The organism is Paenibacillus sp. FSL R5-0475 (assembly GCF_038004585.1).
Classification (GTDB): Bacteria; Bacillota; Bacilli; order Paenibacillales; family Paenibacillaceae; genus Paenibacillus_AQ.
The window spans coordinates 3,060,646-3,073,250 of the sequence record NZ_JBBORK010000001.1; the positions used below are offsets into that span (position 1 = coordinate 3,060,646).

Genomic DNA, 12,605 nt, shown 5'->3' on the forward strand with positions numbered 1-12,605 from the left:
ATTCATTCAGTAATCGCGCGATGCATCGAACCAGCGTTGAGCCATCTCCTCTGTTATTGGCTGACCAATCAGATGATCAGACTGGCTGAGTTGCCATACCGCTTCAGCAAGGTCTTCTCGTTCGGTGGTTTCGATGCCTTTGAGGTTGTTAAAGCGCGCGGTGAAGGCAGAAATGGCTGCCTCGGCTTCGGCAAAGGTTCGGGCCTCGGACAAAGTTGCCTGTGCAACGTTATAAGCTTCATTAGCCAGCTTGGCCAGACGTTTAGGCCAGGACGAGAACGGGCGGCCGAACTCTGTCGTCCACCACTCAGGCTTTCGTAATTGGCTCACTGAAGCATGGTCGGTCCAAGGGCGTGCTTCAGCTCGTTTTTTCATTTGCTGTTTCAGATGCTTGCCAGCGATCTCTTCCACATTGTAGGCGATGAATCTGTCAAGCAACGGCCAGGAGTTCAAGGTAGGAAGCTCCCCCAGATCCGGCATGAAACGTAGCTCCAGATTCGTTAATTTGGCATGTTGAGCCAATATGTCCAGGTCGCAGAAGTTCCCCCACAAACTCAATGAGTTAAGGTTTGGATACCGATTTAGACACTCTAGCGAGATAGGCTGTCCCAGCGGTGTGTTCTGTAGCGTCAAGCTCGTTACCTGGTGCAACTCACCCAGGTCGGGCAGCAAGAAAGGAATATCATTCTTGCGTCGGCCGGTACGCGGCGCCAGTGTCAGGGAAGATGGCATATCGCCTGTGGCCGAGAAGCGTGTTAGATCGCCGGACACACTCAGACGGAAAGACCGCTTTGGAAGCTTTAGGCTAAGGGAACTCCCGGATGGGGCCAACTCGATATGCAAGCCATGCAAATTGGACTGACTGGTGTCCACCACCGTGTCTGCAGACAGGATCGGTGTCCACGTCATCTCTTCAATGGGCCGTTTCTTTGCCCAGTCAAAGAAGCCTGGGTCACTGCCTGTATAATGTAGAAATCGTGGCCAGGGAGAGCCAGCCGGCGTGGCAAAGGCATCGAATACGGTCCAATCGATTTGCGCATCAGACGCGACATGAAGGTCTGCCTTCTTCCCCAATTGCGACGGACCAATAGATAGACTACCCACACCAGGCTTAATGACAAGAGTGTGACTGCATGGACCTGTCAGATCGATAGGATAACTACCAACTTCTCTAACAGAACCAGCTGAAGGACGAGCTTGGTTATCATTTGGCATTTCTATCATCCTTTCCACTAAAACATATCAAGATCAATTCGACGTGAATTAACTGCTAATTGAACTAATATTCGCGGTTAAAGAACTATCGTCTGATCAATAAATTAGGAACTTCCATGTATTTTCTAATTCCTCTAATGGCAGCAGTTCATCTGTTATTTTCTGAAATCGCTTTGCACTCTTTCGACAAGAGCCACTGCTTCATAACTTCAAACGCCTGCCCAGCATCCTGTTCATAAAAGACGGCGGTGTTGGCCGGGATACGATGTACATAAATACTCCTCCTGTTTACAGAGAATCAATGGCATACGAACAATACCCAGATAACAGATAAACTTTAACGCAAACATGATTCCGGTATTCCTTCATACTTTTTTCAAAATTCATATGTCCCAAAACGTTCTCTGAGAGTTTCTTCATGCGTGATCCACTCCGAATCACTCCATAAAGACATTCTTACGATTTCTGACAGCTTATCTACGGCTTGTTCCGGTCTCGTAATGCTAATGAGGTCCTCAAAATCCTCAATACGGATATCCAACGCTTTCCGCAAGTAGTCATCATTAAGACGCTCTTCTTTGAGTTGTTCATATTCATCCCTCGTCCACTGTTCACAAAAGATTCTTTCGGCTTGAAGGTTTCCATTCTCGAAAAACGACAACTCGAATATTTCCTCATTCATATATCCGGCGGTCATCACTGGCTCCTCGATAAGCGAGAACAACGTTTTTCCGATCTCCTTCACCGTACCCCATACAAAATAATCGTGGAGCACGCTGATCCAGTTCTCGTTGTTTTTGCTTACGTACATGACAACTTTGATCTCTGTAGCCTCATTATTTGACTTACCTAATACTTCGCCATGCCTTTCGCTTAGCTTTCTTAATGCTTCGACAGTGTTCTCAAGGTTGTTCGACCTGATATGCAAATTTGCGAATGATCTTCCCACGAGATGGCCTCCTCTAATCGCTTATTTACTCAGCCGAATTCTTGTTTATATGCTATAAATTGGTTCTATGAATGTATCTTATTTCCATTATAGTGATCGCTTGTCCTGAGTCTACCTACTTTTCACCTGAATTTTGGAAATGACCGCTACGCTCCCACATAAAAAAGGAGGATGTCCCTCCGTCATTTTATGACTTTTGGGACACCCTCTGTCGAACTATTCCACATAACATGATTATTAAACCTACGACAACGCCAACATCGCGTTCATATCTTCCTCGGCAGTTGTAATCAGCTTCAATCCAAAGAGCTCTACCAACACATCCAACACCCCATCCGAGATAAACTCAGGCGGTTTCGGTCCGATACGAATATCCTGAATGCCAAGACTGAACAAACCAAGCAGAATGGCTACTGCTTTCTGCTCAAACCAAGACAGCACGATGCTGACAGGTAGCTCGTTCACCGTACAATCAAATGCCTCAGCCAGAGCTAAAGCAATCTTCACCGTAGAACCAGAATTATTACATTGCCCAAGGTCAATATAACGCGGAATGCCTGTGTCTCCAACAGTTCCATAATCTACGTCATTAAAGCGGAATTTTCCGCAAGAAGTGGTTAAAATGACGGTATCGTTCGGTAAGGAGGTCGCCAACTCGCGGTAATAATTCCCACCTTTACCTGGCGCGTCACAGCCTGCAATGACGAAAAACCGGCGGATATGCCCATCTTTGACAGCTTGAATGATCTCTGGTGCCAGCCCGATTACTGTTTCATGATGATATCCTGTCGTAAGTACCAGATCTGACTCTACATCAGCCGCAGGTAATGACAACGCACGATTAATCAGTGGGGAGAAATCGTCATTCGTGATTTTCGCTACACCTTCCAGCCCTGCTACTTCATATGAGAAAAAGCGGTCTGCATACGTACCCTTAATCGGCATCACACAGTTTGTAGTTGCAAGAATCGCACCAGGAAACTGCTCGAAAAGTCTGCGTTGATCGTACCAAGCTTTGCCGATGTTGCCTTTCAGATGTTTATACTTCTTGAGCGCAGGATAGCCATGGGCAGGTAGCATTTCCGAGTGGGTATAGATGTTGATGCCCTTTCCTTCCGTCTGCTGCAGCAATTCCTCGAGTGCATACAGGTTATGCCCTGTCACCACAATACATTGACCTTCAATTTTATTCTGGCTGACTGTGATTGGTTGTGGAATCCCGAAGCGGTCCGTATGCGCACGATCCAGCAGATCCATGACGCGAACCGCCGCATCTCCAACCTTCATCGCCATTTCCAAATGCTCCTGCGTATTAAAGTTGGAATTGGTCAAGGTCATGTACAAAGCTTCGTGGGTAATACGATCCACTTCAGGATCGCTATATCCTAGCTGCCGAGCATGTGTTGCATAAGCTGCAATTCCTTTTAAGGCAAAAATCATCGTGTCCTGTAAACTCGCAATGGTTTCATTTTTTCCGCATACTCCAACAACGGTGCAACCGCCAGTCGGTGTCTGTTCACACTGGTAACAAAACATATCGTTATCCTCCATATTTAGATAATCTTTCGTTACTCTCAACGTAACAGAACACCAAACCTTGAGTTGTGATTACACACACATTTTTTTTAGATCAAGCAGATTTAAATGGCCGTCTATTGATAACAACCATCATTATACTAACGCCTATACAAATGAAAAGATTAATCCCAAAAACCATTTTGAACGCCTGAAGCGGACTCTCCTGTCCTAACTCTCCACTCACCATTCCAAGTCCAAGTGCTGAGCCAAACACCATCCCCGCATTTCGTGTTAAGGCAATTATTCCTCCAATTGAACCTACGTGTTCCTTAGGCGTCTGCTGCATAATATAGCTATTATTCGGAGAAGCAATGAGCCCCATCCCAAGTCCAATAAGACATAGAATCGCAGCGACTCCATAGACTGGGATATTCTCTAAAAATACTAGCAACAGGACGAACCCGCCTCCCATAGCACTCAGCCCCATAAGCATCAGCCGACGAGAACCATAACGATCGGACCAGTAGCCTGCAAGAGGACCTGCAAAAGCCAATGCAATGGGATAAGCCGCCATAATGTAACCGGTCGTGGAGGACGAAAACTGAACCGCTGCTCCCATCAAATAAAATGGAATAAGGACAAGCAAGGTATTAGAAAGAATAAAAGAGGCACAGCTAACGATCAAGCCACCCGCCACAGAAGGAATTCTCAGCGCCCGAAGAGGTAAAAAAGGTGTCTTTTGCCTCCGTTCCCATAATAGAAACGTGACCAACAGCAGGATAAACCCCATCAAACTCGCCATCGTCTGCGTAGACACCCACCCCCACTTGCTCCCATTTGTTATCACGAGAAGAAGCAAGGTGATCCATACCATGAACAAGCTAGCCCCCACGATGCTGACAGTTCCCGACTTACGATCTTGCATACGGCTCGGAATGTACCGGTAAGCCATAACTGTAGCCACAATTGCCACAGGAACATGGATCAAAAATAGCCACTGCCAGCTAAGCCACTCCGCAATCAAACCTCCCGCAATAGGGCCTGTCATCCCGCCCAGTGCGACAGCCGTACTCAGAATTCCGAGTGCATGTCCTCTTTTCTCTTTCGGCATATGGATGGTGATGAGCGCAATATTCGTTGCTTGGAACATCGCAGCGCCTATGCCCTGCACAACTCTAAGCGTAAGCAATATTGGCAGACTAGGTGAAAAAGCGACCAAGATCGAACCAACTGTAAAAATCACATATCCGAGATTATGAATGCGGCGAAACCCATAACGATCACCCAGTTTTCCCATCACAGGGAGAAGCGCAGTAATCACTAGTAGGTACCCTGTTGTGATCCATAACCCCTTCGCAAGCTCCGTCTGAAAATGATTTATAAAAAAAGGAAGCGATACATTCATAATTCCGGCTGTAAAATGGGAAATAAAAGCTCCCATACAAATAGCCGCCATCATACCCAACAGTCGCCTGCGGGTGCCCGCTAGCTCTGTATTTTTTGCAACAATCATACTGATCCCGTCCCCACTCATATTTGTCTAAGAATTACTAACAATTATAAGTAGATCCATTGCCAGGACCAATCCCATAAAGATGGGATTTGAGATGTTTAAATAGGCTCCAGTCAGTACAGCCTTATCTTCCCCCTCGCTTTCACAGTCATATATTATATCTGCCTCAGCTTGCCTTCTTCGCAATTCGGAAAGTAGCTATAAAGCTTAAAATTACGAAAAGAAGCTGGATCGATAAGGCCAAGAGGATTCCTGTCATTACGCCCCATCCAAAGGATTCACTAATGGTAATTAGGGCACCGCCTAATCCGATGCTAAGAGCAGGACTAAACGCATCAATAAATTGAATATTCGCTGAAATTGAACCTGCATCGCCATCTTCGGCATGCTGTAGTGCAATAGCTCCCGTGGTTGGATGTGCCAGCCCTATTCCAAAACCGGTAAGTATTTGTGAGAACACTGCGAGCACAATTCCATTACCTGAAATGCCTATCACGGTTATGACCAGCGCAACTCCGACAATCATAAATGCAACGCCAATCATCACCCGTTGTCTACGGCCCCTCCCATGGTCTTGTTCATCAAGCTTGGATTGCAACCACGCTGCTATTGACCAACTTATAGCCCCAGCAGCAACGATTAAGCCCGCAACATCTGCCGATAACCCTTTAACATTTGTTAGTGCTAGCACAACATAGCTTTCAACAGCATAGTAGCATGCAACAAACAGCCCTCTAGTAACAATGGTTGCCGGCAAACCTTTTTTAACTACTAATGCACCCTCTGGCAGCAGTTTCCGTAAAGGTTGAATCATAATCAAGCCCCCTGCAATTGAAATCACAATCCCCTTCCAATAAGGTAAAAATCCTAATCCTGCTAATAGCAGCCCTGTTCCTAATGTTAATAAAATTGCATATATTTCTTTATACGTCCCTCTTTTCGTCGTTGAAGTATTATTATTTTCAGTTTGTAACTTACGAAATAATGGGAGCGTTAAGCATACAGATAGAACAATGAACGGCAGAACAAGCCAGAACACAAACCTCCACGAAAGATTTTCGGCTAAAAGCCCTGCGATATAAGGACCAATTAATGCTGGAAGAATATAAGCACTAGAGAAAGCTGCAAGTATTTTTGTTCTTAGACTGTCAGGGTAACTTAAAGTAATGCTGGAGTATACACAAGTTAAAAGTGCACCTGCTGCGAAACCTTGAAAAGCTCTTCCGCCGATCAACATGTAAATATTGAAGGAAGTTGCTGCAATGACGATACCCGTAACAAAGATTAGAATAGAAACTACAAATGATTTATATACACCATTCTTATCAATCTGCTGTCCAATGACCATTGTGCCAATGATTTGGGATAAAAGAAATGCACTAAAAATCCAACCATAATAATGGATCGCATTCAAACTTTGCGCCACCTTTGGTGCAATCGTCGTAACCCCCAATCCTTCAAATGCTACTGTTGTGACTGCCAGAATAATACCGATAGTCAACGCTCTGTACTGGGCATCAAAAATCCCGATTTTATTATTGCTTGTTCTCATCTTTGTATCCTCCTTATAATTGTCGAAGCATTAGTTGCTATAGCAAGTATTAAGTAATAAAAAAACAAACGATTCAAAACAAATGGTCTTGACGATAATCGTCATAGCAACTAATTGGCGTGAAGAGCTTCTCTTTTTACAAACAAAATCTACTATAAATCCTTTACATTATTATGAATGACAGAAAGTAGCCTTCTAAAGGTTTCAACCTCTTCCTCAGTTAACCCTTCAATGGTCTTTCTATACGCTTCAAGAGAGGGGGCAAGAATCTCATCTTTTATTTCACGCCCTTTAGAGGTTAGATATACACGTAAAGATCTTCTATCCGTCTCATGAGTTACACGATGAACAAAGCCTTTCTTTTCAAGCTTGAAGAGCATACGCGCAATGTTAGTTTGATCTTTATAGAGTCTTTCAGCAATATCCTTTTGAGTAATCCCTTCACTCTCCCAAAGAATAACGAGGATCTCCCATTGGTCCACCGTAATATCAAAGGGATTTACCACTTTTTGATAATAGTTATTCAGCTTTAAATCTGCCCGGTGTACAATTACGCCTATGTATTTTTCTAATTCCAATGGTATGGCCCCCAGATAATTGACATGATTATAGTTGCTATGACGAGTATAATTGTAAAGGCTAATAAATGCAACTCTAGAATATAAGCTCCTTATTTCGCAGATTTCAGCTTCTTCTTCTCTTGAAACCAGCCCATCACTAGAAGTATTAGTGGAATGATAAACAGCATCGGAATCTGGACATAGAACCGGACGACACGTAATCCTGTATAGATAAATTCTACATAGTTTCCTGCCATCGCAATGGAACAAATAAACATAACCATAGTCACGGGGATCATTAATTTGCGATAGGAGGGAATACCGAACAATGTTGCCGCACCGATTAGCGTCGCATATAAATAAATGCCGATACGGAAAAAACCACCGACAATAGCCGTGACGAGAAACAATACATCCAATCGTTCTAATAAAGCTCTTCCCTCAATCAACTCCGAGGTTGTCAGCAATGGGTATTGTGTTCTTGTAAATAGATCCGCACCGAGGACAGACACATTTAGCATCGTAACAAACGCGATAAAAGATCCGCTGATCAATAATCCTGTAATCACTGTTTTCTTCACTTGTTGCGGTTTATTCACATAGGGAAACAACATCAAGAACACTATAATCTCTCCAAAAGGAAATACAACGGTGCTTGGAATCGATTGCCTCAGTACGGTTAACCATCCCTCTTCAAGTACAGGTCTTAAATTTTGAAGATTTACATTCCCAGATGTAACAATCGAAATTAGACCGGTTACAGTAACAAGAAGTAACACAGAAAAAAAGAGCTCCGCTGTCCTCGACAACACCTCAATACCTTTTCCAATGACATACATAACCGAAAGTAGCATCAAAGCAATAATAACGAGAAAGGGAGTCTGTGTAAAAACAAAGGATACAGCCATTGAGGCGAATTCACGGACTACAAAACTCCCATTAAACAAGAAATAGACGACATATAACAAGGCGACGATACGACCCACAACGGGGCCTAATATTTTTTTCGCATATTCCGTGAGCGGAAGATCCGGATAAAATAAAGACAATCGATGATAGATTAGAAATAAACAAATTCCCCCGAGCATTCCGAGGACTGCGGTGATCCATGCATCTTGCTTGGCTTCTGCACCAAATCCGGAGATAATCGCGCTCACGATTTCAAACATCAATACAAGAATAAGCAATTGACGGGGACTGATCTTTGCTTTTTCCAACGTCACTCCTTCTCTCTATGAACAATTCATTTATCAGCTATTATCGATACTTTCCATTATGGTTCTATTACGCAACCCAGTATTACGCAAATAAGCCTCCACTTTCACTTTTACTTCAATCGTGGGAAAGGTCACATCGTTCCAATCCCGCTTTAACGTTCTCCATTGCTTAGGGTGATCACGATGCACCACTTCTCCAAATCCAAAAATGTCCGACTTTTGCTGTTGCATTAATTTAATCGTGGCTACCGCTTCATCATGAACGGCTTGCATGTACAGGCGCTCAATTTGCAAAAACAATCTCGGGTTAGTTACATCAATTGGGACATCAACCTCACCAATATTTGCATCCGCACCAATCTTCACCTCAATAATTGGTTTACCGGATTTATCAAAGCTTGAATGAAATGATGATTTGGTTCGTATATTCTCGATCCCGATTGTATGTGGCTGACCATTCCAATCCATGGTTAACAATGTCGAATTAACTCTGCCTAACACCCATAAGAATCCACGGCTTTCATTTCCGTCTAACCACTTCATTAATTTCCCATCTTTAAAAGTAGCAATCCCATTAGCCATTAATTTATCTTCTTTATTAGTAGAATCGAGTTGAATGCCAGTAATCGTAGGTTCTTTACCAGATGAGACGATGGCTTGAATGACTTGGTATATTTTCTCATCGATATTTTCACCAAAGGCTTTCTCGGTTTCAGCTACCATTTTCTTAATTTTAATGGCAGGTGAATTATCGAGACTCGTTCGTTGTTTAATGATTTCTTCTCCCGTCGTTCCCCTCGCGATAACCATTGTAGCGGAAGGACGAAACTCACTATCCCGCTCAATGCCATCAAAAAGCTTCTTTATCCCTTGTGTTGTAGCTAAATCTTCACCTACCAAGAGAACTATCGCATGACCATAATGCAATTGCCTAGAAAGTTTTTGTGAGAGAACGCGAGTGGCATCAAATACATTATTTCCTTCTGCTGAATATGTGGTTGGAGGTAAAGGCATTGGGCTACCTCCTCCTTGTGTACTTGAGACATTTATTGGATTCACGATCTGAACCGTAACCCTAATGTTCTTTTTTTCTCCTTTATCAATCGCCATCGCAACCACAAAACCGATATCCGTTAACTCTCTACTATCCCAGCAACCCGTAAGGAGAGCAATCATAACCATCGACAAACAAAGCCGTGCCATTCTACGTCCCATCTTGATCACCCACTTGCTCTGTTGTAGGCTTCTTCATCAATTTTGGAATCAAATGTCTCATCCAAATCGGTAAAGGTGCATGAATCTGACTATTCTTTACATGCATCATTGGACTATAAGGAGCCATGTAAGGTACACCAAATGAACGTAAACTACACATATGTGCAATGATCATAATCAAGGTAAGAATCATTCCAAAGAAACCGAACGTTGCTGCACTGATCATGAGGAGAAAACGTAACAATCTCGCGGATACAGCAATCGAGAAAACAGGCGTCGCTAGACTAGAGATAGCTGTAAGTGAAACAACAATAACCATTGCCGTTGACACTAAACCTGCTTGTACAGCTGCCTGCCCAATGACAAGTGCTCCAACGATGGATACTGCTGATCCAATTGCTTTTGGCATACGAACACCCGCTTCACGCAGAATTTCAAAAATAACCTCCATTAATAGCGCCTCAACAAACGCGGTAAATGGCGTTGCTTCTAGCTGTGAAACAAGCGAAATCACTAACTGTGTTGGTATCATTTCTTGATGAAAGGTTGTTGCTGCAATGTAAAAAGAAGGCCCAATCATCGAAATGATGAACATTACGATTCGTAACAGCCGCAATGCAACACTGATATCATACCGATGATAAGAATCCTCTGTAATTTGAAAGAATTGATTAAAAACGGCTGGGATGATTAGCATAAAGGGGGTTCCATCCACCATAATTGCAATTTTTCCTTCTAAAAGATTAGCAGCGACGGTATCTGGGCGTTCTGTAGGTAGGATCGTTGGAAACGGAGTAAAATTCTGATCTTCTATCATTTTCTCAATGTATCCTGATTCCAGAATGCTATCCAATTTGATCTTGCGGAGACGTCGCTTCGCCTCTTCAACAATGCTATCATCCGCGATCCCATTTATGTACATGATCCCTATCCTGGTATGTGTAACTTGTCCTAACGTCATCGATTCCAGCCATAAATTAGGATTTCTTATGCGACGCCGAACCATCGAAATATTTGTCGTTAAGCTTTCAACAAACCCTTCACGAGATCCTCGAATAGAAGTATCCGTACCGGGCTCATCTATGGCGCGGACTTCACCGCCCGATGTAGCAATCGCTAGGGCTTCATTCGATCCATCAATTAATAAAATGGTCTGCCCCCACAACAGAGCATCATAGAGTTCATCCCATTGAACAAGCGTCTTCAGACCACCGATTGGAACAATTTTATCAGTGATTACTTGGACCAGATCATTTAATGTCCTTTGTTCATTACTCAGCATGACGTTCAGCAAGACTTCCATGACAAATTGATTAATGGTTGTATTGTTAACAATGCCATCCACATAAATAATTGCGGCTTGAAGCTCCTCCTCCGAGCCCCCAATCGTAAATTCTCGAATAATTATATCTCCACTATTCCCTGTCTTTTGGCGAATCTGCTCTAAATTGACTCTTAATTCTGTTGAATCAATCGGAATTGAAGGGACGGTCCATTGTGGATTGCTTCCAGCACTTTTGCTACTTGCATTGCCATCCTCTGCCATGCCCTTCACCTTTCTCTCCATTATTTGCTGCTCTTTGCGTGATTATTCTACCCATTAACAGCAAATATTATTGGAAGATTAACAATGAAGGCAGGGAAGTAGTATGAAAATATTCGTCGTAACTATACTCTTATTAATCTTAGTAATAGCACTGACCTTTCTGCTTGACTTCATTTCACTCTTTAACATACAAGAAACATTTCGTAATCTAATGGCTTCTTTTCGCGTCATGAGTACCTCAGAACTCATCATCTTTAATTTCTTGATTGTAGGCACAATAACTTATTTAATGTGGCCACTGGTACAAAAATGGCTGCCACAGCAATCTCCATCATCGCAAGGTCAACCATCCGAGCATGTCGACAAAACCCAGACGAAATAGTGATCATCGATTTCGATCTTCCAGCCATATGTGGAATTAACTACCCTCCTTTATAAAAATAAAACCCATGTCTGATGACATGGGTTTTAAAATTAGCTTTTAATATGTGACGTTTAGAATGCTGATCACACTAACCAATAAATTCTTGAACCCACTCACTGTTATAGTAACCTATTCCAATTTCAGTAAAGGAACTATTCAGGATGTTGGCACGGTGACCAGGGCTGTTCATCCATTGATTCATTACTTCTTCCGGGCTCGACTGGCCTTTGGCGATATTTTCCCCTGCTGTATTATAGGAGATCCCAAATGCCTTCATCATGTCGAACGGAGATCCGTAGGTTGGTGACTGATGGTCAAAATAATTGTTGTCGGACATATCCTGCGCTTTAGCCAAAGCCATTTTCGACAGCTCACTATTCAAACTAAGGGGTTTCAAGCCTGCGTTTGTTCTTTCTTTGTTTACCAGTTCCAACACTTTCTGCACTGATGCCGATGCATTGGTGGAGGTTTGCGGATTAGCAGAATATTGTGGGTTGGCCGATTGTTGCGGATTAGCAGAATACTGTGGCTTAGCGGAAGTTTGCGGATAAGTGGTTTGATCCCCTGTTGTACCACCTGTAGGTGGAGTAGTGCGGATAAACCCATCCAGCCATTTCGTTACATCGCCGGGTACTTGTTTAGCATTAATCGTTGATTTCCTAGCATTCTCTGTGGAAATAGAAGACGCTTGAGTTAAGGTTGTTGTTGTAGCTGTTTTGCCAGCATGATGTCCAACCTTCGTTTGTTGAGTAGTCATTTGGTTGTTGGCAGATTGATTACCCGAACAAGCTGTAACGAGCAATAGCGCTACTATTACGATAAATGGTTTAATAACGACCCCTCCTGATTTGGCAAAGTAGTGACTTAATCGAATAAAGTTTTTGTAAAGCACGTTT

11 protein-coding genes are annotated in these 12,605 nt (G+C 43.1%); 1 reads left to right on the forward strand and 10 read right to left on the reverse strand.

The window, feature by feature from the left end; genetic code table 11:
- Nucleotides 1–6 precede the first annotated feature (6 nt).
- The 9 genes from MKX41_RS13765 to MKX41_RS13805 all read right to left on the reverse strand — a co-directional run bounded on the left by MKX41_RS13765 (nucleotide 7) and on the right by MKX41_RS13805 (nucleotide 11,306).
- Nucleotides 7–1,215: a hypothetical protein gene (locus MKX41_RS13765; RefSeq protein ID WP_340971181.1), complete on the reverse strand. Its 1,209-nt coding sequence runs from the start codon at nucleotides 1,213–1,215 to the stop codon at nucleotides 7–9.
- 376 nt (nucleotides 1,216–1,591) lie between these two features.
- Nucleotides 1,592–2,164 (reverse strand): hypothetical protein, encoded by a 573-nt coding sequence (locus MKX41_RS13770; protein ID WP_340971183.1) that lies wholly within the window; start codon nucleotides 2,162–2,164, stop codon nucleotides 1,592–1,594.
- A gap of 243 nt (nucleotides 2,165–2,407) precedes the next feature.
- The gene (hcp, locus tag MKX41_RS13775) at nucleotides 2,408–3,700 is read right to left on the reverse strand and encodes a hydroxylamine reductase (RefSeq protein ID WP_042189677.1); all 1,293 of its coding nucleotides are present in this window, start codon (nucleotides 3,698–3,700) and stop codon (nucleotides 2,408–2,410) included.
- Between the two features lie 94 nt (nucleotides 3,701–3,794).
- Nucleotides 3,795–5,195: an MFS transporter gene (locus tag MKX41_RS13780; protein WP_340971186.1), complete on the reverse strand. Its 1,401-nt coding sequence runs from the start codon at nucleotides 5,193–5,195 to the stop codon at nucleotides 3,795–3,797.
- A gap of 166 nt (nucleotides 5,196–5,361) precedes the next feature.
- A complete protein-coding gene (locus MKX41_RS13785; protein ID WP_340971188.1) occupies nucleotides 5,362–6,747 on the reverse strand; it encodes an MFS transporter in 1,386 nt (461 codons plus the stop codon).
- A gap of 152 nt (nucleotides 6,748–6,899) precedes the next feature.
- The gene (locus MKX41_RS13790; protein ID WP_042189684.1) at nucleotides 6,900–7,325 is read right to left on the reverse strand and encodes a MarR family winged helix-turn-helix transcriptional regulator; all 426 of its coding nucleotides are present in this window, start codon (nucleotides 7,323–7,325) and stop codon (nucleotides 6,900–6,902) included.
- 92 nt (nucleotides 7,326–7,417) lie between these two features.
- Nucleotides 7,418–8,524: a GerAB/ArcD/ProY family transporter gene (locus MKX41_RS13795; RefSeq protein ID WP_340971191.1), complete on the reverse strand. Its 1,107-nt coding sequence runs from the start codon at nucleotides 8,522–8,524 to the stop codon at nucleotides 7,418–7,420.
- 33 nt (nucleotides 8,525–8,557) lie between these two features.
- The gene (locus tag MKX41_RS13800) at nucleotides 8,558–9,739 is read right to left on the reverse strand and encodes a Ger(x)C family spore germination protein (protein WP_340971193.1); all 1,182 of its coding nucleotides are present in this window, start codon (nucleotides 9,737–9,739) and stop codon (nucleotides 8,558–8,560) included.
- Complete coding sequence (locus MKX41_RS13805; RefSeq protein ID WP_340971195.1) at nucleotides 9,729–11,306, reverse strand: spore germination protein; 1,578 nt, start codon at nucleotides 11,304–11,306, stop codon at nucleotides 9,729–9,731. Before MKX41_RS13805 ends, MKX41_RS13800 begins: the two co-directional genes overlap by 11 nt.
- 82 nt (nucleotides 11,307–11,388) lie before the next feature.
- Here MKX41_RS13805 and MKX41_RS13810 point away from each other — a divergent pair, with 82 nt between their 5' ends.
- Nucleotides 11,389–11,667 (forward strand): hypothetical protein, encoded by a 279-nt coding sequence (locus MKX41_RS13810; protein ID WP_076286528.1) that lies wholly within the window; start codon nucleotides 11,389–11,391, stop codon nucleotides 11,665–11,667.
- Between the two features lie 130 nt (nucleotides 11,668–11,797).
- Here the strand turns inward: MKX41_RS13810 and MKX41_RS13815 are convergent, their stop codons facing one another.
- Nucleotides 11,798–12,601: a CAP domain-containing protein gene (locus MKX41_RS13815; protein WP_256721761.1), complete on the reverse strand. Its 804-nt coding sequence runs from the start codon at nucleotides 12,599–12,601 to the stop codon at nucleotides 11,798–11,800.
- Nucleotides 12,602–12,605: the final 4 nt, after the last annotated feature.

Coding starts and splice junctions, on each gene's coding strand:
- MKX41_RS13765 (WP_340971181.1), bottom strand. CDS start 1,215: ATGCCAAATGATAACCAAGCTCGTCCTTCAGCTGGTTCTGTTAGAGAA.
- hcp (WP_042189677.1), bottom strand. CDS start 3,700: ATGTTTTGTTACCAGTGTGAACAGACACCGACTGGCGGTTGCACCGTT.
- MKX41_RS13780 (WP_340971186.1), bottom strand. CDS start 5,195: ATGATTGTTGCAAAAAATACAGAGCTAGCGGGCACCCGCAGGCGACTG.
- MKX41_RS13785 (WP_340971188.1), bottom strand. CDS start 6,747: ATGAGAACAAGCAATAATAAAATCGGGATTTTTGATGCCCAGTACAGA.
- MKX41_RS13800 (WP_340971193.1), bottom strand. CDS start 9,739: ATGGGACGTAGAATGGCACGGCTTTGTTTGTCGATGGTTATGATTGCT.
- MKX41_RS13805 (WP_340971195.1), bottom strand. CDS start 11,306: ATGGAGAGAAAGGTGAAGGGCATGGCAGAGGATGGCAATGCAAGTAGC.
- MKX41_RS13810 (WP_076286528.1), top strand. CDS start 11,389: ATGAAAATATTCGTCGTAACTATACTCTTATTAATCTTAGTAATAGCA.